This is a genomic window from Streptomyces beihaiensis (genome assembly GCF_026274175.1).
In the GTDB taxonomy this organism is placed as follows: domain Bacteria; phylum Actinomycetota; class Actinomycetes; order Streptomycetales; family Streptomycetaceae; genus Streptomyces; species Streptomyces beihaiensis.
The window spans coordinates 53,714-74,655 of record NZ_JAPHNL010000321.1; the positions used below are offsets into that span (position 1 = coordinate 53,714).

Consider the following 20,942-nt stretch of genomic DNA (forward strand, 5'->3'; position numbering starts at 1 on the left):
GGCGAATTCGAGGGGTCGTTGCAACACCGTGGTCGGTTGATCAGGCCGCGAGTAGCTTAGCGAGACGCTCGGCTGGGGTTTCCCAGCCGAGCGTTTTGCGTGGGCGGCTGTTCAGCTCAGCGGCGACGGCGTCGAGGTGCTCGCGGGTGTGGACGGACAGGTCGGTGCCTTTGGGGAAGTACTGCCGCAGCAGGCCGTTGGTGTTTTCGTTCGAGCCGCGCTGCCAGGGGCTGGCCGGGTCGCAGAAGTAGACCGGGATGTCGGTGGCCAGGGTGAACGCCTTGTGGGCGGCCATCTCACTGCCTTGGTCCCAGGTCAGGGAGCGCCGCAGATGGGCGGGAAGCGTCTTCACCGTCTCGACCAGGGCGTCCCGGGTGCGTGGTGCGGTGTGGTCGAGGGGGAGGTGGACCAGCATCACGTAGCGGGTCGAGCGTTCGACGAGGGTGCCGATCGCCGAGCGGTTGTCCTTGCCGGTGATCAGGTCGCCCTCCCAGTGGCCCGGGACGGCCCGGTCGGCGGCCTCGGCGGGACGGTCGCTGATCATCACCATGTCCTTAACCGCGCGAGGCTGCCGCTTGTTGGACTGGCGGTGAGGACGACGGCGGGCGCGTCCGGTCCGCAGGGCCCGGGCCAGTTCGCGCCGGAGTTGGCCCCGGCCCTGGACGTAGAGGGCCTGGTAGACCGTCTCATGCGTCACGTGCATCTCCGGCCGGTCGGGGAACTGTCTACGCAGAGCGTGACAGATCTGCTCGGGGCTCCACTTCTGGGGCAGCTGGTCCTGGATGAAGTCCCGCAGCTGGGGGTTCTGGCCGATCTTCCCGGGCTTGGGGCGAGGCCGGCGGGCATCGGCGCGGGCCTGGGCGGCGTGCGGCCGGTAGTGCCACTGGCCACGAGGGCCGACGGTGCGGTTGCGGCAGATCTCCCGGCTGATGGTCGACGGGCTGCGGTCCAGCTCGGCCGCGATGGCCCGGATGGTGGCCTTCTCCCGCAGCCGGTCAGCTATGTGTATGCGCTCGTCCTCGCGCAGGTACCGCGACGAGGTAGACCGTGGCGTCCGCGCGGCTAGCGCGGGCGCCACGGTCCGGTTGGGACTCGTCCTGCCATTCCGCCATTCACGGCCAGTCCTCAGGTTGATCCCGACGACTTGGCAGGCTTCCTTGTTCGAGTACCCCAGCTGCATGAGGCGGAAGTATTCCTCCCGCTCACGCCGCAGCTTCTTGGGCCCCTGAGCCTTGCGGACCTTGCGGACCTCGAAGTCCATCGCACCCCTTGAGCTGGGGTGTTGCGACGACCACTAGAACTCAAGATCACCGACCGGGGCTCTGAGCTGCGTGGGGCGTTCACGAGTGCGTCGGGTCAGGCACGCCTCGGCGGTTTGACCGTCTCTTCCCGCGGGGCGAGTGATCGTTCCCTGACAGTGGTGGTCAACAGCCTTGGAAATCTTCAGTCGTCGAGGCCCTGCTGGGCGGGCGGCGGCCTCCGGCCGGGCGGTTCGGGTTCGACCAGGTCGAGTTCCTCGTCGAGGTACATCTCGCCGCCGGCCAGCGGGAAATCGACGAGGAGCTCCCCCGTGGAGATCCTCACCATCACGGTGCCGACCGGGTCCTCGGGATGGTCTGTCGCCTCCTTCGGCCGCACCCGGTCGCCTGGCACATAGCGACGGGCATCCGGTGATCCGGTCAGTCGTCCTTCTTCGCCAGGCACGTGTCACGTCCCTTCGGACCGCTCTGCCCCTTCTTCTTGGCCCCAGCGTCATAGGAGTGGCTGGCGGTGTCCCGGTGCCGACCACCCTGCTTGATGTGAGCCGGCCGGAACTTCGAGTTACCCTGCCGCAGGATCGGGTCCTCACCTCCAGGCGCGGCCAGGGTGGTGAAACTTCTGTCCACGATCTTCGCCGCGCCGTCACCCTCTCTGATAGGCCCCGGCGCCATGGCCGTGGTGGCAGCGATCACGCACGCTGCTGCGGCAGCGACTGCATACGGTACGACACGAATGACTCCTCAGGCTCGCGCTTGTCTTCGCTCCCACCTGCCCACGACGACAGGAAGCTGTAGTTGATGGACGACGTGAGAGTTGCACCACTCGCTGGACACACCCCGCCGGGGGGAACCTCACGCGCAAGGGTTCCCGCGGTCAGGCTGCGCGCCTGGTGATGATGCTGTACACGGACGCCTTGTCCCGGGCCAGGGAGTCCGAGAAGCTCACCGCCATCTCGCGCAGCTCGTCGATGGGGCCGCTCACGCCACCGGGGAAGTGCTCCTCGATGTTGAGCCGGACCTTCCCGAACCAGTGGACGACCTCCGCGTTGGACGGCATGATCCGCATGTCCTCGAGGATCAGGCCGTGTTCCTCCAGAACGCGGGCGAAGTAGGCGGGGCTCTTGCGGTTGGCGCAGGCGAGGCGGTCGACGGTGTCGGGGATGGCTGAGGAGTACGCGGTGAGGCTGCCCTTGTAGAGGGTGTCGGAGACGACGAGGAGCCCGCCGGCCCGCAGGCGCTTGGACACCGCCTTGACGGAAGCCTCGAAGACGTCGTTGAGGAAGTGCGTGTAGACGCCGCGTACGACGACCAGGTCGTAGGGGATGTCCGGCTCCGGCAGCAGGTCGACGTCCTGGCCGTTGCACAGGAAAAGTCGGATGCGGTCCGCGAGTTCATGACCGGCGAGTCGCTCGGCGCAGTACTCCAGCTGGCGTTCGCTGATGTTGACCGCGTCCACGGTGCGCGCCTCGGGAAAGTGCTCGGCGAGGTGACGGGAGAGATAGCCCCACCCGCAGCCCAGGTCCAGAATCCGGTGAATTCGTGGTCGGTCCGCGCCAGTCAGTCCGGCGATCTCCAGCTGGCGGTCGAAATGACGTACTTCGGAGGGGCCCACCGTGCCGGGTGTGGGGCCGGCAGCCAGTTCCTCCTCGTCGAACAGGCCGAACTGGAACAGCAGGTTGTCGGGGCCCAGCGCCTTGTGCCACATCCGGGGAGGACCGTCGTAGGTGTAGACGACCTTGGGCCGGTAGGCGTCCACACGGGGGCTGTCGATCACGTGGATGACAGGCGGGGAGGCCGGTGTGGGGGGCATGTGTGTTCCTCCAGCAACCCCCCGGTGAGGGGAGGCAGTCGCCGTGGACATGGTGTGAGGCGTTCCTCCATGGAGCCGTCCGTTCTGGGGACCGCACCAGAGCGTGCCGGGTGCACACGGAGCAGTACGGACCCGTGTGCGACGCACGTCCGGACACGTGCACCACCCGAGCGCGGCCGTGCTTCGCCGGGATGTGCGGAGCCGGTGTCGCAAAGGAACCTGCGGGAAAGGACTGCGGTTGTCTGTGGCGCCGACGCGCCCGGGGAGCAGTCGACCGGCCCGGGACCAGGCACTGGATTCGGATTCCTGCGGCGCGCCGCACTGTTGAGGAGGGCCGGTGGAGCCGGTATTCGTCGTCACGGGGCTCGTGGGATTCGTCTTCGGACTCCTGTGGATCGCCTTCGCGGTGGTGCAGGGGCGCCGGGACCGGTGGGCCCCACTGCCACCTCTGGTCCTGTGCGGGATCCTTGCCTGGGACGGCCTCATGCTCTCCGGTGTCACCTCGGCCTGGAGTTCGACCTACGCCTTCGAACCGTTCCTGGTGGCCTTCGAGCTGTATCTGTTCCGGCAGTTCTACCGCTACGGAACCAAGGACTATCCGTGCCTCCCGCGACCTTTGCTGATGGTGTTCGTGCTGGTCACCGCCGTGCTGACGGTGGCGATGTTCCAGTTCGTGGGGCGCGCTCTCGACGACGAGTACGGCGTGACGACCGGTATGTTCCTTCAGACCGCGACACCGGCCCTGTGCTTGTCGATGCTCTACCGCAGGGGTTCGGCGGCCGGCCAGTCCGTGCCGGGAGCGGTGTGTCTGCTGATCGCCCTGGCATCGCTGAGCGTCGGCGCCGCGATCGCACCACCCGGTGGCCGCTATCGGGCCCTGCACGCCTTTCTCGCCGTCACGCAGGTGCTGCTGCAGGTCTGCTACGTGTGGGCCTTGATCACCTACAGGCGAGCGGCGAACAAGGGGCAGCCGCCCGGCGTCTCCACGGTTCCGTCGCCCGGGCTGCCTGCCGAGGCACACAAGAGGAGTCGTTCATGACCAGCAGCGCACTCGGTCTGTTCCCTTCCGAGATCCGGCTCAACTCCGCTGCCGATGAGGCCGAGCGGGACATGTGGCGGTGGCTCGACGGGTTCGGCCTGTGCCGTTCCGAACACGCCCGCGCCAACGTCCGTGCCGCGCGGGTCGCCTACTGCGTCGGCCTGTACTACCCGTCGGCGTCCCTTGACCGCCTCGTTCTCATCAGCCGGTTCACGGGCTGGTCCCTGCTCATCGACGAGGAGTTCGACGCCGGACCCGCCGGCCGCGATCCGGCGTCCTGCCTGGCGGCTGTCACGGAGCTCACCGAGGTCTTCGACGCTTCGGCCGGACGGGCCTTGGGGGGCGCGATGGCTATGGCGGCCGCCGAGCTCTGGGGGCAGCTGGCGCCGGTACGTTCTGCCGCCTGGCGGATGCGTTTCCGCAGCCACATGGCCAACTGGCTGTGGGGCTTCTACGGCGAGACCGTGGACCGTGCTGTCGGGCGTCTGCCGGGCCTGGAGGAGTTTCACGAACGCAGACGCGAGATGTTCGGCGTCCCCTGGTATCTGGACCTGTGTGAGCACGCGGCCGGTGTGGATCTGCCGGATGCCGTGCATCGTCTGCCGGCCTTCCGGGCGCTGGCTGCCGCGGTGTCCGACACCACCGCCCTGTGCAACGACCTCGTTTCCGCCGATCGCGAGCGGGCTGTCGGCTACTTCCACAATGCCGTCTGCCTCTTGGAGCACCACCACGGCTGGTCACCGCAGAAGGCCGCTGCCCGGGTCGGCCGGATGATTGCCGAAGGCGCCGACCGGATCACGGCGGCCTACCACGACCTGCCTCGGCAACTCGACCGTTCAGGACTGCCCGCGCGGGCCGCCACGGAAGCCCTGCGGTGTGCCGACGCCTACCTGGACGTGGTGCGCGGCAACCACAGCTACCACCACACCAGCGGCCGGTACACCCACACCGAACTGCTGCCCCCCGGCGGCGACCTGGTCGAGGGCTTCGCCCGCCCCGTCCCACGGGACCTGCCATGACCACGCCCTCCTGCCCGGAACCCGCCTCGCGGTGTCCCCGCCCGCGCGGTGCGACCCTGCCCGACGGCCCTCGTCTCACCGCCGCCGAGCTGCACAGAATGGAGAACGAGCGGCAGCTCGCCGCGTGGGAGGCGTACGCCCGCGCATACGGGTCGATCTTCACGCTGTACGGCGGGGACGCCCCACCCCGGGTCTACGTCAGCGACCCCGCGGCGATCCGGCGGCTCTTCATCAGCGACCGGACGGCCTGGGGAGCCCGGGGCACCCGGTACTTCCGCCCCGTCATCGGCGCCCAGGCTCTGCCGTACCTCACCGGGGACGCCCACCGTGCCATCCGGCTGCTGCTGGCCCCGCCGTTGCACGGGGACCGGGTCCGCGCGCTCGGACCCGCCGTCGACGAGATCATCACCACCGAGCTGGACGAGCTGCGGGGACACCGACGTCCCCTGATCAAACTCGCCCACGACATCACGCTGAGGCTGATCGTCAGGGTCGCCTTCGGCGCACTGCCACACCAGCGCGAGCAGCACTGCGTTCGCCTGCTCATCGACATCATGGACCTGATGTACGAGCCGGCCGCCGCCTCTGGTGGCGGTCCCGACGGGCTTCTGCGGCAGATCGACGGCCTGGTCCAGCAGGTCCAGGCGTTCGTCGGCCAGGAAGTGACCGCGGCGCGCGGCAGTCCGGACCAGCACCGGAGAGACCTGATCCACCACCTGGCCACCGGCGAGCCCGCCCCTACGGACGAGCAGATCCGCGGCCACCTCATGACCTTGCTGATCGCCGGCCACGACACCACCGCCAGTGCCCTGGCCTGGGCGCTGTACCAGCTCGAACTCCACCCCGGCATCCGTCGGCGGGTACACACCGAACTCGACGGCCTCGGGGCTGATGCCGCACCGGCCGCCATCGTCAAGCTGCCCTATCTCAAGGCGGTCTGTGCCGAGGCCCTGCGGCACGGCTCGGTCGTGCCGGCCGGCCTGGCTCGCGTCGTGCCCGGCGCGTTCGAGTGGAACGGGCACTTCTTCCCGGCCGGCACCGAACTCGTCCCCGCCATCCACCTCGTACACCGCCGTCCCGACCTCTACCCCGACCCCGAGCGTTTCGACCCCGAACGATTCCTCCGCCGCAAAGTCTCCGGCAGCCACTACCTCCCCTTCGGCACCGGTACCCGCCGCTGTCCCGGCGCCGAACTCGCCGAGTTCGAGCTCCCGCTGGCCCTGGCCCGGCTGACCCGCACCCCGGGCCTGCTGCTGACCGGAGCCGCCCCCGGGCTGCGCACGGTGAAGAACGGGCCCACCATGACCATCCCGCACAGCCTGCTCGTCAGCCTCGCCCCACAGGACGGCCGCCCATGAACGGGACCGGAGACGTCGGCGCGTACTACGACGCGCTCACACCCCTCCTGCAACAGCTGTGGGGCGGCAACTTCCACATCGGCCTGTGGCCAGAAGACCACACGGGCACGGACACCGGCACCGCCGACGGAACCACCAAGGAGACAGCCGGCGAGGTGACCGCGGCCGGCGACCGGCTCACCGACCTGCTCATCGGAGAGCTGTCCCCGCGCCCCGACGACCGGGTCCTGGACGTTGGCTGCGGCATCGGCCACCCCGCCCTGCGACTCGCCCGCGCCACGGGAGCCCGTGTCACGGGCGTCACCATCAGCACCACCCAGGTCGACCTCGCCCGGTCCGCGGCCGAAGGGACTGACATCGGCCACCTCACCCGATTCCAGTACGCCGACGCCACCGCCCTGCCCTATCCGGACCGGTCCTTCGAGGCGGCCTGGGCCATCGAAACCCTCCTGCACATAGGCGAGGTCCGCCGCGCGCTCGCCGAGATCAGACGGGTGCTCCTGCCGGGAAGCGCCTTCGTCATCAGCGACATGATCCTCAGAGCCCCCGAGCCGGGCCACCACGAACACTCCGTCCCCCGGCTCCTGACTCAGCTGCTCGCCCTGCTCTCCGACACAGGCTTCCACGTCGAAACCGTCACGGATCTCGATGCGCATCTGCGCCACTCTCTGCATCGGCTCGACGCAGACCTCGACCGTGAACGGCACCGGCTCCACAGTCTCCACGGACCTCAGGGGGTGGATGCCCTCACCCGGATCCTTCGCAAGACCATCCCGGGAATCGGTCAGGTCTTCGGCTACACCGTCATCACCACACGCACGGCTTCGTGAGGAGGCGACTGCCCGGTAGGCCGCGTCGCCCGCGTGGATGTGCTGACCGGCCAGTGGGTGTTGTACCGGGAGCCGAAGGGGGACGAGTGCGCCTCGGCGGTTCGGTGGCGGTTCTGTGGCGGTTCGGCGAGGAGATTGCCTTCTCGACGCCAGGGGGCGCGGTGACGGTATGGGCGGAGTTCGAGAAGATCCGCTGAGCGCAGGGGCGGGAAGCCGTCCGTCTCCTCTCAGCCGTGTGGCCGGGGCGCCTGCGTCCGGAGCCATGCCAGGTCGCTCTCGGCGCGGGAGCGGGCCGTCCGCTCGCGCGTGAACACCGCGTTCGTCTTGGTCAGGACCAGGGTGAAGGGGCGCCCCTGACGCCGGGTCGTGTGGGACACGGGCAGGCCGGCCGTGTCGATCCGGTTGTGGACATGCTGGCGTTTGGCCTGGGCGAGTGGCCAGTCCATGGTCCGGCGGGTGCGGGAGGTGAGGAAGGCGGCGAGGTCGGGGCAGAGGTCGCAGCCGGATCGGCAGGTGCCGGCCGGGGTGAGTGACCAGTCGTCCGCCGCCCGGACGGGGCGGGCGAGGAACGCGGTCAGCCGGGCCTCACAGTGGCCGGCGAGCGTCCGGAAGACGGGCGCCCGGGACATGCCGTTGTCCGCGGCCATGGCACGCAGCGCCGGGATCAGGCATTCCAGGACGGCGTCCGGAAGCCCGCACAGGACGGTGGTGATGGCGTCGGTGGTCTCGGTGTCGGCTGCCTGGAGAATGTGGGCCAGCGGGGTGCCGAGCCGCTCCAGGGCGGTGCGACGTTCGGACTCGCGGCCGATGCCCAGCCAGCCGGCGAGCTGCTGCTCGGTCGTCCGCCAGGCTCCCCCGACCAGCGGCGCGGCCACCGCGTCGCCGTCGCCGTCGGCCGTCCGCAGAGCGGTGCAGAGGCCGGGCAGGGAGGTCAGCCATGTTGTGCGGTCGGCCCCGGTCCAGGCGCCGGTCGGTCCGAACCAGCTGCCGACGGCCTCGCGCGCCCACGCCCGTCCGTACCGTGCCGCGGCCTTCGCGAGGCCGGGGGCATGGTGCTCGCTCAGGGTTTCCACCCCGAAAGGGGCGAGGAGCATCGCGGCGGTGTCCGCTTCGGCCAGTCCCACCGCGACGGGCAGGGCGGCGGTGAAGAGCGGTGCGGCGTCCGGGCCCGAGCCGTGGTGCTTCCAGAAGGGGGCGAGCGACCGGGCGAGCGTACGTGCCAGTTCCGGCTTCCCGTCGTCCAGGTGGCCCTGGAGTTCCTTCAGGGCGCCCTCGGAGCCGGCCTCGGCGCGTGCCGCGAACGCGCGCTGCCGGGGCCAGACCACCACCGCGGCCCGCCGGTACCAGCGGTCCAGGGTGTTGCCGTAGTTGCCCATGTAGCCCTCGTACTCGGACTGGTAGGGCGTGAGCTCCTTGTTCTCGGTGGTGGCGCACACCTCGGCGTACGGGACGGGCAGGGAGATCCGCTCGCCGTCGGGGCTGCCGGGGCGGGTCCACCAGCCGAGGGTGATCTCGTCGTCGATCAGGTCGTTCAGTTCGTAGTCGGAGAAGTCGCCGGTGCGGCGGCGCTCGGCGCCGGGTTCGCCGTCGGGGTCGAGGAGGCATTCGCCCTCGCACTCGTCGTCCTCGCAGTCGTCGAAGTGCTCGGTCTCGCCGTAGTGGTCGTAGCGGTCGTAGGGCGGTACGGCGTCCCAGGTCTCCCTCACCTCCGCCAGGGCGAGGACCGCTTCGCAGTCGGCCTGCCCGGCGGCCTGGCGGAGCAGGGCGGCGCGGGTGGCGTCGGCACCTTTGAGGCGGTCCCAGCCCAGGCCGCGCTGGGTGTACTCGTGGTCGAGGAGGTAGACGAGCCGGTTGGGCGGGGGCGCGGGCCGGGAGCGGCCGTAGCCGTAGCGTTCCTCGGCCGGCTGGGCGAAGTGCTCGGTCAGGCAGTGGGCCAGGTCGGCCACCGGTGTGCCGTCGCCGCCGTCGGCCGGTCGGGCACGTTCGGCGAGCAGGTTCATGGTGAGGGTGACGCGGTATCCGGACTTCACCGGCTTGACCTCGTGGCGGCAGTCCGCGTAGAAGGCGGTGAAGGTCAGCCGCTCCCGGGACGCCTGGTGGATGATGCTGCGGCCGCCGTGTGCGACGACGAGTTCGCCGCCGGTGTGGTGCGAGGGCAGTGAGACCACCAGGGAGCCCACCATGGCGTCGTTCTTCTCGGAGTCCTGGTGCGGCAGGAAGAACTGGCCCTTGCCGTAGACGAGCAGGGCGTGCGGCTCGGCGCGCAGGACGGTGGTGGGCGGCAGGCCGAGCGCGGCACGGACACCGTCGAGAACGCCCTCCAGGGTGAGGTCCCAGTCGGGGCCGCCCAGAGTGAGCCGGTCCGGGGTGATCTCCCAGGTGTCGCGTACGCCGGTGTCGGTCAGGGTCTGCTCGCCGCGGCCGAAGCGGGCCTGCCGGGCCTGGGCGATCAGCTTCTTGGTGACTGGGGCACGGAGCGGCAGGGGCAGCTCGCCGACGCCGTCGACCTCGATGCGCAGGGCACGGGCGGGCATCTCGATACGGGTGCTGAAATCGCCGCGCTGCTCCGCGCCGCCGAGCAGTTCCGCCAGGTGTTTGCGTGCCCCTCGCCCCATGGCTGTTCCGTTCCTCCGTGCACCGGCGTGCTCTTGCGACCGTCCTGAAAATCCTAGTGCCGCGGCGGAACCCGTACCCGGATGCCAGAGAGGTCCAGCAGGATTCCCGGAGGGGACGGACCGGGTGCCCCCGCGCTCACGACCGCCTCCGACGTGTACCTCGACTTCCCGTCAGACGAGAACTCCGCCCCGGGCTTCGCGATCCTGCGGGAGGACGCGCAGAAGCAGGGCAAGCGCTACAGCTTCGAGGACGTCCTGCTGATCGCCGAGGTGGTGTCCGTCTCCTCGGCGCGCAAGGACTACAAGGACTACGACGACTGCACCGCCAAGTACGGCCGTTGCATCACCGCTCGTACCCACACGTACGGCACGGGCGAACTCCCCATCGAGCTGGCCGACGGGCGAACCTTCACCCTGGATCTGGACGAGCTGTCCCGGCCCGAGCCGGAGAGCCGCTGGCGGCTGCAAATCGCTGCCTGTACCGATCCGGCCAGGGGACTCAACGGTTTCGCTTCACTGATTGCACACGCTCTGAGGCGTGTGCGCACGTCTGCGAGGTGATCACGCCGGGTTCTGCGGCCACGGACCGGGCATGGCTTTCCCACTGGCGGATCGGGCAGGCGGCCGCGAGGGTTCCGTCGGTGTGCGCGTACGTTCTCGATCCGGCGGTCGATAGCCGCCCCCCGACGCCTCGCAGTCGCACGTCGGCTGCGAGGCGCTCTCGCCGGGGGGGGGTAGGCGCCGGGGCGCGGCGCCGGCCGGCGCCGGGGGTTCACCTGCTGTGCGAGCCTCTGCTGCCGCGGCGTCGGCGAAGCATCAGCGCCCAGCCGGCGGCGACGGCCAGCAGGCCGCCGAGGGTGCCGTAGGTGACAGTGCTGCTCAGCCCGGTGGTGGCCAGGCCGCCGGCCGTGTGGCTGCGGTCCGGTCCGGCGGGGGGTGCGCCGACTGCCGTGGCCTGCGCGCGGGTGCCGATCGTGCCCGGGGCGGAGGCCACCGGCGCCGCGGCGGTGGTGGTCGGGGTGGGGGCGGGGGACGGGGAGCCGGTGCGGGCCGCCGCGGACGACGGTTTCAGCTGGAGCGTCGTGATGGAGTACGGCGGCAGCGTCTGCGCGGCCGCTGTTCCCCGCGTCGCCTTGGCCAGGGCGGTGCCGCCCTTGGTGTACGAGACGGTTCTGACCGCTCCTGCGGCCGGGGTGTATCCGGTGTAGGAGAGCGACAGGTGTGCCGCGTTCCGCGGGTTCTTGTTGATCAGCATGACGTTCAGGCCGCCGTCGCCGCTCCGCACCGCGTGCACGGCGATCGACGGGTCGCCCGAGGACGCCTTGACCATGGTGTCGCCTGGGTGCGCGAGTGCGGTCAGCGAGCGGATGCCCCAGTAGGTGGGGAAGGGTGTCTCGCGGGCCGGCTCGCACGTCCCGCCGGAGCAGCCTCCGACGGAGAGCACGCCCCCGTCCTGGTAGTCGGTCTGGCCTTGGACGGTGTCGGGCTTGCCCGGCCCGTTGTGCAGGTCCCACCAGTCGACGCCGACGGCCCCCTGTTCAAGCCAGTTCATGTACGTGTCCGGCGCGAACAGTGCCGCGGCCTGGCTGGTCTGGGCCACCGAATCGGCGCTGGAGGTCTCGGTGACGGCGATCTTCACCGAGGCGGCGTGCGAGCCCGCGTACTTGTTGATCAGCGAGCGCACCGCGGAGGTGACGCCGGCGATCCTGGCGGGGGAGTTCAGCAGGTCCGCCGTGCTGGAACCGCCCGGGTACCAGTGGATGATCGCGAAGTCGATCGACTTGCCGGCGATGGAGAGCACCGTGTTGTTCCAGTCGGCGTCGTCGCCGGAAGCCTTCACCCCGTCCGGCCAGGAGCCCGGGGTGTTGAGCACCGCCCCGATCCTCACCTTCGGGTCCACGGCCTTCATCGCCTTCGCGTAGGCGATCACGTTCTTCGCGTACTCCCTCGGGCTCCTGTCGGCGTGGGTGTCGACCTCCCATTTGCTGCCGTAGTGCCCGTTGCCGGAGACCTCGTTGCCGATCTCCCAGTACGTCACGCCGTAGTGCTTGTCGACGTTGGCGTACTTGACCCAGTCCGCGGCCTCCCGGGCCGTGCCGGAACCGTAGTTGGCGGTGATGATCGGCTGCGCTCCGACCTTCTTCGCGGTGGCCATGAAGTGGTCGAAGTCGGTACCGGGCGCCGCCCAGCTACCGCCGGTCACGGTGTGGGTCTTCCAGTGGTAGGCGTCCGGGACCGAGCCGCCGGGGAAGCGCAACTGCCGGACCCCGGCCGCCTTCATCAGCGACGCCGCCCTGGCGTCGTTCATGTAGGCGTCGTACACCGCCGTGTTGAGGCCGACAGCCGTGCTGGGCACCGTGCCCAGTGAGGTGCCCGCGTCGACGGTGACGGATACGGTCGGCGCGGCGTCCGCGCTGAGCGCCAGGGCGCCCGCGCCGGCCCCGGCCAGCAGGGTCGCCACCGCCCCCGCCACGATGCGGCGGCGTGTTCGGCCGCGGCGGTGCGTTCGGCCCCGAGGCGTCGGCTGCTCGGCGGATGTCGGGTCGTCGGATGACACGTGTGGCTCCCGGTCGGAGTGCGTGGATAGGGGCGCACCACCACGGCGCGCGTGGCTGACCGCGCACGCCGTGGTGGTGTGCCCCCAGGTGGCCGCTCGGGAGGAAAAGGTTGCCGCGGTGTCCGATGTTCTTCAGGGCCTTTCCGTTGTTCTTCAGGGCCTTTCCGTGCCGCCGGGAAATTCGGTGCCGGGCGGCAACCTTCTCGTCCCCTGCGGCAACTGGGGACCGTAGGAGACGAGTCGAACTACCGGATGGACGGGCATGAGGGCAACGAAGCACGCCGCGCCGCGACCGTGGCGCAGGCGCGGACTGGTCACGGGTTCTGCCTTGGGGCTGCTGGGCGTCGGAGTGACGGCATGCCTGGCCGTGACCGTCTTCACCGGGAGCGGGACCGGCGCGGTGCGGGCGGCCGACGCGTCCGCCGCGGGCGCGCGGGCCGCCGCCCCGTCCGACGCCGGGCCCGAGGCGGGCGGCGGCGCGGGTGCGACGGCGCGGCCGACGCCCTCGGGCACCGGCACCGGTACCGGCCCGACGCGTCCGGCCACGCCCACGCCCACGCCGTCGCCTTCAGTGCCGGTGCCGGCCGCTTCGACGGCCTCGGGCACCCCTGCCGGGTCCGCGAACTCCGGTACCGCGCGTGAGAGACCCCGTACGCCGTCCGCGAGCTCCGGGGCGGCCGCGTCGGCGGAACGGATCACACCGGCCGTCAGCCGCAGGGGAGTCGCCACCGCCTACGCGGCGGGCGACGGCAACGGCTCCTGCCTGTACGGGCCGACCGACGACATGATGATCGCCGCCATGAACGTGACCGACTACGAGTCGGCCAAGGCGTGCGGGGCCTACGTGCGGGTACGCGCGGCCGGTGGGGCCACCGTCACGGTACGGATCGTCAACGAATGCCCGGCGCCGTGCGCGCCCGGCCAACTCGACCTGAGCCGACAGGCGTTCGCCAAGCTCGCCGATCTGTCGGTGGGCCGGCTCCCCGTCACCTGGACGCTGCTGAGCCCGGACCTGCCGGGCGCGATCGCCATCCGCTACAAGACCGGCTCCACCAAGTGGTGGTGCGGGATCCAGGTGATCGGCCACCGGAACCCGGTGGCCGCCCTTGAGGTGCGCGGCGGCGGCCGCTGGCGGCGGCTGCCCCGCACCGCGTACAACTACTTCCTGTCCGCCGACGGCACCGGCTGCGGTGGCGCGCTCCGGATCACCGACATCTACGGGCAACGGCTGACCGTCGACGGCATCGCGGTGCGGCCCGGCGTCGCGCAGCGGACCGATGTCCAGTTCGCCCGGCATTGACCAGCCCGCCGGCCCGCCTTCACCGGCCCCCCGCCACCGAGCACGAGCGCCGCACGGACCGGGGCCGGGCACTGTTAGGCTGCGCCCCCATTGTTAAACATGAAACTAATGTGCCCGTCATGGTCAGGAGAGGCGACGGAGGGATGCTCCTCGACGACGCGTCCGCGGAGTTCCACGAGTTCTTCGAGCGTCACTATGCCGAACTCGCCCGTCTGGCACACCTGCTGACCGGTGAGACCGACGCGGCGGACGAACTCGCGGCGGATGCCCTGGTCGCCCTGTGGCAGCGCTGGGACCGGATGCGGCAGGTCGACCACCCGCTCGCCTATGCCCGCGGTGTGGTGGCCAACCTGGCGCGCGGACGGATCCGCAGCGCGGTGCGCGAGCGGCGCCGGATCGCCCTTTTCTGGTCCCGCGGTCCGCAGAAGGTGGAGGGGCCGGACACGGCGGCCGTGCTGGACGTCCGCGCGGCGCTCGCCCGGCTGCCGTTCCGCAAGCGCGCGTGTGTGGTGCTGCGGCACGCCTTCGACCTGTCGGAGAAGGACACGGCGGCGGCGCTGGGCATATCGGTCGGCACGGTGAAGAGCCAGACCTCGAAGGCAATGGCCGAGCTGGAAAGGATTCTTGGCACGGAAACGGTCGGGGACCTGGTGGCAAGGAGGACGAACCGGTGAACGAGGACGAACCGGTTAACGAGGGCGAACCGGTGAACGAGGAAATCGCCCGGCGGCTGCGCGAGGCCGCCGAGGCACACCGGCCCGACCGCGCGAGGATGCTGGCCCGGGTGCAGCGCGGCGCGGCCGGATTCGGGGTCCGCCATCGCGCGCGGCCGTTCGCGAGGTCCGGCACGAGGGTCGCGCTCGCCGGGGTCGTCGCCACCGGCATCCTGGCGACCGGTGGCCTCGCCGTGGCGGCCATCGTCGTGTCCTCGTCGCCGTCGGCCACCGTGAGCGAGCCTCCTGCCACCCCGTCCCCCACCGCCGGTTCCTCGCCCCCGGCATCGGCCCGCCCCACCCCCGCCGCCCCGGCCCCGGCCACCACCCCGGGCGGCGCGCGCCCGACTCCGCCGAGCGCCGGGCCGTCGGCCTCGCCGACCGTCGACGAGAGCCGGGACGGGGCGCTGTCGTCGGCCGGCTCGGTGGACCCGCACAGCACCGTCTACTGGACGCAGACCGACCTCACGCTCAGGACGACCCGGCCTCTCACCTCGCTCACGGTCGAGATGCGGATCGCGCAGACCGGCGGGGTGAGGAGCACCGGCACCTGGCAGACACTGCCGGGCGACCACTTCACCGTCACCGTCCGGGAGGCGGGCGGCGCGCTGGTCTACCGCTGGGTGCTCAAGCCGGGCACGACCGTGCCCGCCGGGCGCCATGAGTTCGCCGCCCAGTTCAACAACGGCACCGGCGGGCACAGCGCCGCGGGCGACGGCTACCGCGTCGACGCACAGGGGTCGGGCGGCTCCGCGTCGGTCCGGGGAGGGTTCGTCCCGGCCCGGTGAACGCAGGCGTGCGCCGAGAATGCAGGCGTGCACCGAGAACGCAGGAGTGCGCCGACTCGACGCGTCGCCCTGCTTCGCTCCGGCCTGCTTCGCTCCGGCCTGCCTCGGCTCCGGCCTGCCCCGGCTCCGGTCTGCTTCGCTGCGGCCCGCCTCGCCCCGGCGCGCAGGGCGCCAATGAGGCTACGCTCGACCCGTGGCCGACACCGCGCACCCAGAGAAGCCGGAGACCGAGACCGCCGGCAAGCTCGTCCTCACCCGGGCGACCCCGCAGCAGTGGTCCGCCGTGACCGAGTGGGCCGCGGACGAGGGGTGGAACCCGGGGCTCCGGGACGTGGCCGCCTTCTTCGAGCAGGACCCGGGGGGTTTCTTCCTCGGCCATGTCGACGGGGAGCCCGCCACCGCCGTGTCCGTGGTCAACTACTCGGACTCCTACGCCTTCCTCGGCTGCTACCTGGTCCGCCCCGACCTGCGCGGCCGCGGCTGGGGCATGGCCACCTGGAACCACGGTCTGGCCCACGCGGGCGGGCGCGTCGTGGGGCTCGACGGCGTACCGGCACAGCAGGACAACTACCGCCGCAGTGGCTTCGAACTCGCCCACCACACCGCCAGGTTCACCGGCACGGTCGGGCCGTGGCAGGCGCCCGACGGCACCGTGCGGTCCATGCGGCCCGGCGACATCGCCCGGCTGCACGCGTACGACGCGGCCTGTCTCCCGGCCGACCGGCCCGCCTTCCTCACCACCTGGCTGTCCACCCCCGGCCACCGCACGTTCGTCCGGATCGTCGACGGGCGGCTCACCGGGTACGGCACGGTCCGCCCCGCCCGCGACTCGTTCCGGGGCGGCCCCCTGTTCGCCGACGGCGCCGCCGACGCCCGGCGGCTGCTCAGCGCGCTCGCGGACGCCGTCGGGGGTGCCGAACTGGCGGTCGACGTGCCGCTGAGCAACGAACCCGCTGTGCGACTGGCCGAGTCCGTCGGTCTCGCCCCGAGTTTCGAGACGGCGCGGATGTACACGGGGACGGTCCGTCCGCACCGTGTGAGCCGCGTGTTCGGCGTGACGACCCTGGAACTCGGCTGAGGGCCGAGGAGGCGTCGCCCCCTTCCCTTCGCGCGCGGTCTCGCGGTCTCCCGGCCTCGTGGTCTCGTGGTCTCCCGGCGACCGGCCGACCCGGTGATCCGGCCTCCTGGCGACCCGGCCGCCCTGGCCACCGCCCGCCCCGGCCGCCCTGGCGACCGGCCGCCCCCGCTGCCCCGGCCGCCGCGCGTCCGACTCGCGCGTCGCCCCCCGCACGGGCTTCTCCCGTCCGGGGGGCGACGTCACGCAGGGGCTGCTCGGTTCTCAGGGGCTCGGGGCCCTCCGTACGCCTCGGCGCCGCGCGTCAGCGCTCGCTCCCGCCCTCGCCCTCCGAGCCGCCTTCGGACTCCCACTTGGCCTCCGCCTCGGCCTCGGCCTGTTTGGCCCGGACCTCCGGGGTGAGGGAGCCACGCGGACTGCCGTCCACCGAGGACAACGGCTCCGAGTCAGGCACCTCCGTGGCGGCGGGCGGCTCCACGAGCCAGTCCGGATTGGCCTGCTTGTCCCACCACTTCCACGCGGCGAACGCGCCACACGTCAGCACGCCGAGCACCGCCAGCGTCTTGGCGCGCCGTCCGGCACGGGCCCGGCGGGCGTGCTTGCGGGCCAGCTTCTCGATCTCCTTCGGCGTCACCTGCCCGCGCAGCGCGGCCAGCGCCGCGGCGCCACGCTGCACCGCCTCCTCGCGGGCGGGCTGGGCCGCCGCCACCGCCTGTTCGATACGCGGCTTCGAGTACTGCGCGGCCTGCCGGGCCGCCTCACGGGTGCGCAGCGCCGCCTCCTGCGCGGCATGGTCGACCTTCGGCGGCACGTGGCAACGGGCCTGCTCGATGCGTGGCGCGACGTGGGCGACGTATTGGACGCGAGCCTGGTCGGCGGCCTGATGGACCTTCGGGGCGAGTACGACGCGTGCCTCGCGCGCGTACTGCGTCGCCATGTCCCTGGCCGTTCCGGCGTAGGGCGCCACCACGTCTGCGGCGTGCTGCACGCTGTCCTTCGCCGAGCCGGTCGCGGCGCGCACCCTGTCGATGCGGGTCACGGGATCCTCCTCCTCGGTGGCGTACGGGTATTTCACCTTTCCACCCTTTCGCCGATCATGCGCGCCAGACGTGTCAATGCGGTGGAAATGCGGTGATACGGAGTGGTTCGCTGGTGGTTCGGGAGTGGTTCGGGGGCGGCTCGGGGGCCTTGACGGTCTTGACAGCGACGGTGTCACGGGTCACGCCGCACGGGCACGGTCGTGCGAGGATCGGACGGCACAGAAACCGACGGAAGGCAGGATCGTGGCCGAGCAGCTCTACGCCACCCTGAAGACCACCATGGGCGACATCGGAATCCGGCTGCTGCCGAACCACGCTCCCAAGACGGTCAAGAACTTCGTGGAGCTCGCCAAGGGCGAGCGCGAGTGGACGAATCCGGAGACCGGCGAGAAGTCCACCACCCCTCTCTATGACGGCACGGTCTTCCACCGCGTCATCAGCGGCTTCATGATCCAGGGCGGCGACCCGCTGGGCAACGGCACGGGCGGCCCCGGCTACCAGTTCGAGGACGAGTTCCACCCGGACCTGGCTTTCACACAGCCCTATCTGCTCGCCATGGCCAACGCGGGTCCGGCCACCAACGGCTCGCAGTTCTTCATCACCGTCGAGCCGACCGCCTGGCTCACCCGCAAGCACACGATCTTCGGCGAGGTCGCCGACGAGGCCGGCAAGAAGGTCGTCGACGCCATCGCGGCGACGCCGACCAACCCGCGCACCGACCGCCCCGTCACCGACGTGGTCGTCGAGTCGGTCGTCGTGGAGACCCGCTAGCGGGAACCAATGAGCCCCGTCCGTCCGTAAGGATGGACGGGGCGAGGCTTTGCCGCGCCGGCGCACCGGCGGCCCACCGCACCAGCGGGGCACCGCGCCACCGCACCAGCGGGGCACCGCGCCACCGCACCAGCGGGGCACCGCGCCACCGCCCACGCTCTACCGCTTCACCGGAGGGGACGACCGCCATGGAACAGGCTCCCGGGGGCCCGGCCCCACGCGATCCACAGGGCCCGCACGATCCGCACGATCCGCGGGACGGCCGGCGCGCGACGCCCGTCTGCTACCGGCACCCCGGTCGCCAGACGGGCATCCGATGCACCCGCTGCGAGCGGCCCATCTGCCCCGAGTGCATGGTCAGCGCGTCCGTCGGTTTCCAGTGCCCGGACTGTGTGCGCAGCGGCTCGGGCACCGGGCACGCCCCCGGCGCCAACCGGCCGCGGACCGTCGCGGGCGGCACCGTCACCGCGGACCCGCGGCTCGTCACGAAGGTCATCGTCGGGCTCTGCGTGGCCGCGTACGTGGTGCAGAAGGTCGTGGGTGACCAGTTCACCGAGCGGTTCGAGATGCTGGGCCTCGCCTGGGTGCCGGACCTCGGCTCCCTCCAGGGCGTCGCCGAGGGCCAGTGGTACCGCCTGCTGACCGCGATGTTCCTGCACGCCAGCGTCATGCACATCGGCTTCAACATGCTCAGCCTGTGGTGGATCGGCGGCCCGCTGGAGGCGGCCCTGGGCCGCGCCCGCTACATCGCGCTCTACTTCGTCTCGGGACTCGCGGGCAGCGCCCTGAGCTATCTGCTCGCCGCGCAGAACCAGCCCTCGCTCGGCGCGTCCGGCGCCATCTTCGGCCTCTTCGGCGCGACGGCCATACTGATGCGGCGGCTCAACTACGACATGCGCCCGGTCATCGCGCTGCTGGTGATCAACCTGATCTTCACGTTCACCTGGGCCGGTATCGCCTGGCAGGCCCACGTCGGCGGCCTGGCGGGGGGCCTCGTCGTCGGGTACGCGATGGTGCACGCGCCGCGGGAGCGCCGGGCGCTCGTCCAGTACGGGGCGTGCGCGGTGGTCCTTGCCGCGGTCCTGGTCATCGTCCTCGTACGCACCGCACAGCTCACATGAGATCAGTTATCCACCGATGATGACCGAAGTTGTCCACAGTGCGTGCCGGATCTTGTGCGCCGGGTGGGAAACGACCGCGCCCCTCGCCCTGACCTGGTGTTTTCCGGGTCGGAGTGAGGGGCGAACGGGTGATCGAAGGCGACTGGGATAGTCGTACCGGCGTCAACGTCATGAGAGTTATCCACAGATCGTCGGATTGACTTTCAACACCTGTGGACGAGCCTGTGGATAACTCGGTCGAGCGCGGGCGGGCCCTGGTCGGCGACCGGGGCTACTTCCACTGCGTGGAGACGCCGAAGCCGGCCGCGATGAAGCCGAAGCCCACGACGATGTTCCAGTTGCCGAGCGCGTCGACCGGCAGCGAGCCGTTGGAGACGTAGAAGACGACGATCCAGGCGAGCCCGATGAGGAACAGGGCGAGCATCACCGGGGCCACCCAGCCGCGGCTGCCCAGCTTGACGCTGGTCGCCTGCTTCGAGGCGGGCGGCGGCGTGTAGTCGGCCTTCTTGCGGATACGTGACTTCGGCACGAGGGGCTCTCCTGTCGATGCGCTGCGTGACCGCGCAGGGGACGGCAGCTGGCTGTGGCTGGCTCCGGAGCAGCGTACAAGGGGATACCAGGGGAACTGCCAAGGCCTCCGGGCGCTCCCCCGGGCGTCCGTTAGCGTAGTGCTTCCGCGGCTCCGAAGGAGATAAGGGTACGTTGAGCAATTCTGCCTTCCCCCAGGATCCCTCGGGTTCCGAGGATCTCTCGGGTTTTCGGGACGCCTCGGGGCGCCGGGACGCCCCGGGGGCACGAGACGACCGGGGGCCCCGGGACGACCCCGGGGCCCGGGACGTCCCCGGCTCGCAGAGCGCGGCGCCTGGCCCGCAGACCGCGGCGCCCGGCCCGCCGCGGCGGCCCGCGCGGCGCTTGCGGCCCGCGCGAGTGCTCACCCTGGGCGTCTTCGCGCTCGCCGGGCTGATCTTCTTCACCAGCTTCGACACGGCCAAGGGCACCAATATCCGCACCGACGCGTCGCTGCTCAAGCTCTCCGACCTCATCCAGGAACGCAGCCACAAGAACCAGGAGCTGGACGCCTCCAACGGCGCCGTCCGCGACGACGTCGACCGGCTCGCCGAGCGCGACAACGGCTCGACCAAGGCCCAGGACGAGAAGCTCAAGCGCCTGGAGGCGGAGAGCGGCACGGAGAAGCTCAGGGGCAAGGCCATCTCGGTCACCCTCGACGACGCCCCGCCCAACGCCACCGCCAAGCTTCCCGGCTACCCGCAGCCCCAGCCCAACGACCTGGTCATCCACCAGCAGGACCTCCAGGCCGTGGTCAACGCCCTGTGGAGCGGCGGCGCCAAGGGCATCAAGGTCATGGACCAGCGCCTGGTCTCCACGTCGGCCGTGCGCTGCGTCGGCAACACGCTGCTCCTCCAGGGCCGCGTCTACTCGCCCCCGTACAAGATCACCGCGGTCGGTGACCCCGGGAAGCTGAAGAAGGCCGTCGCCGCCTCGCACGCGATCCAGAACCTGATGCTGTACGTGAACGCCTACGGGCTCGGCTGGAAAGTCGAGGACGACGGGACGGTGACTCTTCCCGGTTACTCGGGCACAGTGGATCTCCACTACGCGAAGCCCGTGAAGTAGACCGGAGTGCCG

At 71.1% G+C, this 20,942-nt stretch carries 20 protein-coding genes; 12 read left to right on the forward strand and 8 right to left on the reverse strand.

The genetic code is table 11. The annotated features are described in order from the left end of the window. Positions 1 to 40 precede the first annotated feature (40 nt). From OFY01_RS29245 to OFY01_RS29260, 4 genes are all read right to left on the reverse strand, one after another. Positions 41 to 1,261 carry an IS30 family transposase gene (locus OFY01_RS29245; protein WP_266604977.1) on the reverse strand — a complete coding sequence of 407 codons (1,221 nt, stop codon included), beginning with the start codon at positions 1,259 to 1,261 and terminating at the stop codon, positions 41 to 43. A gap of 182 nt (positions 1,262 to 1,443) precedes the next feature. Continuing rightward, positions 1,444 to 1,653 carry a hypothetical protein gene (locus tag OFY01_RS29250; RefSeq protein ID WP_266604979.1) on the reverse strand — a complete coding sequence of 70 codons (210 nt, stop codon included), beginning with the start codon at positions 1,651 to 1,653 and terminating at the stop codon, positions 1,444 to 1,446. Between the two features lie 26 nt (positions 1,654 to 1,679). Further along, entirely contained in the window at positions 1,680 to 1,952 is a 273-nt protein-coding gene (locus OFY01_RS29255) for a hypothetical protein (protein ID WP_266604980.1), read from the reverse strand. Between the two features lie 181 nt (positions 1,953 to 2,133). Beyond that, on the reverse strand, positions 2,134 to 3,069 hold the full coding sequence (locus OFY01_RS29260; protein ID WP_266604982.1) for an SAM-dependent methyltransferase: 936 nt from the start codon (positions 3,067 to 3,069) through the stop codon (positions 2,134 to 2,136). 337 nt (positions 3,070 to 3,406) lie between these two features. Between OFY01_RS29260 and OFY01_RS29265 the strand changes: the two genes are divergently transcribed. From OFY01_RS29265 to OFY01_RS29280, 4 genes are read left to right on the forward strand one after another with little or no spacing between them, the layout of a single operon-like run. Continuing rightward, positions 3,407 to 4,108 carry a hypothetical protein gene (locus tag OFY01_RS29265; RefSeq protein WP_266604984.1) on the forward strand — a complete coding sequence of 234 codons (702 nt, stop codon included), beginning with the start codon at positions 3,407 to 3,409 and terminating at the stop codon, positions 4,106 to 4,108. Then, positions 4,105 to 5,127, forward strand: coding sequence for a terpene synthase family protein (locus OFY01_RS29270; protein WP_266604986.1), 1,023 nt, complete (start codon positions 4,105 to 4,107; stop codon positions 5,125 to 5,127). Before OFY01_RS29265 ends, OFY01_RS29270 begins: the two co-directional genes overlap by 4 nt. After that, the gene (locus OFY01_RS29275; protein ID WP_266604988.1) at positions 5,124 to 6,485 is read left to right on the forward strand and encodes a cytochrome P450; all 1,362 of its coding nucleotides are present in this window, start codon (positions 5,124 to 5,126) and stop codon (positions 6,483 to 6,485) included. Before OFY01_RS29270 ends, OFY01_RS29275 begins: the two co-directional genes overlap by 4 nt. After that, positions 6,482 to 7,315 carry a class I SAM-dependent methyltransferase gene (locus tag OFY01_RS29280; RefSeq protein WP_266604990.1) on the forward strand — a complete coding sequence of 278 codons (834 nt, stop codon included), beginning with the start codon at positions 6,482 to 6,484 and terminating at the stop codon, positions 7,313 to 7,315. The genes OFY01_RS29275 and OFY01_RS29280 overlap by 4 nt, the downstream gene beginning before the upstream one ends. A gap of 227 nt (positions 7,316 to 7,542) precedes the next feature. Here OFY01_RS29280 and OFY01_RS29285 read toward each other — a convergent pair whose 3' ends face one another. Next, positions 7,543 to 9,930 (reverse strand): 2OG-Fe(II) oxygenase, encoded by a 2,388-nt coding sequence (locus OFY01_RS29285; protein WP_266604992.1) that lies wholly within the window; start codon positions 9,928 to 9,930, stop codon positions 7,543 to 7,545. Positions 9,931 to 10,083: 153 nt separating this feature from the next. On the opposite strand from OFY01_RS29285, the gene OFY01_RS29290 reads away from it, so the two are divergent. After that, positions 10,084 to 10,491 carry a hypothetical protein gene (locus OFY01_RS29290; RefSeq protein ID WP_266605037.1) on the forward strand — a complete coding sequence of 136 codons (408 nt, stop codon included), beginning with the start codon at positions 10,084 to 10,086 and terminating at the stop codon, positions 10,489 to 10,491. 211 nt (positions 10,492 to 10,702) lie between these two features. On the opposite strand, the gene OFY01_RS29300 is transcribed toward OFY01_RS29290, so the two are convergent. Continuing rightward, positions 10,703 to 12,487, reverse strand: coding sequence for a cellulose-binding protein (locus OFY01_RS29300; RefSeq protein ID WP_266604994.1), 1,785 nt, complete (start codon positions 12,485 to 12,487; stop codon positions 10,703 to 10,705). Between the two features lie 262 nt (positions 12,488 to 12,749). Between OFY01_RS29300 and OFY01_RS29305 the strand changes: the two genes are divergently transcribed. The 4 genes from OFY01_RS29305 (at position 12,750) to OFY01_RS29320 (ending at position 16,366) form a co-directional block, all read left to right on the forward strand. Then, the gene (locus tag OFY01_RS29305) at positions 12,750 to 13,787 is read left to right on the forward strand and encodes an expansin EXLX1 family cellulose-binding protein (RefSeq protein WP_266604996.1); all 1,038 of its coding nucleotides are present in this window, start codon (positions 12,750 to 12,752) and stop codon (positions 13,785 to 13,787) included. A 143-nt stretch (positions 13,788 to 13,930) separates the two neighbouring features. After that, complete coding sequence (locus OFY01_RS29310; RefSeq protein WP_266605033.1) at positions 13,931 to 14,461, forward strand: SigE family RNA polymerase sigma factor; 531 nt, start codon at positions 13,931 to 13,933, stop codon at positions 14,459 to 14,461. A gap of 32 nt (positions 14,462 to 14,493) precedes the next feature. After that, a complete protein-coding gene (locus tag OFY01_RS29315) occupies positions 14,494 to 15,288 on the forward strand; it encodes a hypothetical protein (protein WP_266605035.1) in 795 nt (264 codons plus the stop codon). Between the two features lie 193 nt (positions 15,289 to 15,481). After that, positions 15,482 to 16,366 (forward strand): GNAT family N-acetyltransferase, encoded by an 885-nt coding sequence (locus OFY01_RS29320; RefSeq protein WP_266604998.1) that lies wholly within the window; start codon positions 15,482 to 15,484, stop codon positions 16,364 to 16,366. 301 nt (positions 16,367 to 16,667) lie between these two features. Here OFY01_RS29320 and OFY01_RS29325 read toward each other — a convergent pair whose 3' ends face one another. Further along, entirely contained in the window at positions 16,668 to 17,402 is a 735-nt protein-coding gene (locus OFY01_RS29325) for a DUF5324 family protein (RefSeq protein ID WP_266605000.1), read from the reverse strand. 244 nt (positions 17,403 to 17,646) lie between these two features. Here OFY01_RS29325 and OFY01_RS29330 point away from each other — a divergent pair, with 244 nt between their 5' ends. Together OFY01_RS29330 and OFY01_RS29335 are read left to right on the forward strand one after the other, a co-directional pair. Further along, entirely contained in the window at positions 17,647 to 18,174 is a 528-nt protein-coding gene (locus OFY01_RS29330) for a peptidylprolyl isomerase (RefSeq protein WP_266605002.1), read from the forward strand. Between the two features lie 188 nt (positions 18,175 to 18,362). Beyond that, positions 18,363 to 19,295, forward strand: a complete 933-nt coding sequence (locus OFY01_RS29335; protein WP_266605004.1) for a rhomboid family intramembrane serine protease — start codon at positions 18,363 to 18,365, stop codon at positions 19,293 to 19,295. A 271-nt stretch (positions 19,296 to 19,566) separates the two neighbouring features. Here OFY01_RS29335 and crgA read toward each other — a convergent pair whose 3' ends face one another. Next, on the reverse strand, positions 19,567 to 19,824 hold the full coding sequence (gene crgA, locus OFY01_RS29340) for a cell division protein CrgA (RefSeq protein ID WP_266605005.1): 258 nt from the start codon (positions 19,822 to 19,824) through the stop codon (positions 19,567 to 19,569). A 383-nt stretch (positions 19,825 to 20,207) separates the two neighbouring features. Between crgA and OFY01_RS29345 the strand changes: the two genes are divergently transcribed. Further along, positions 20,208 to 20,930 carry a DUF881 domain-containing protein gene (locus OFY01_RS29345; RefSeq protein ID WP_266605007.1) on the forward strand — a complete coding sequence of 241 codons (723 nt, stop codon included), beginning with the start codon at positions 20,208 to 20,210 and terminating at the stop codon, positions 20,928 to 20,930. Positions 20,931 to 20,942 lie beyond the last annotated feature (12 nt).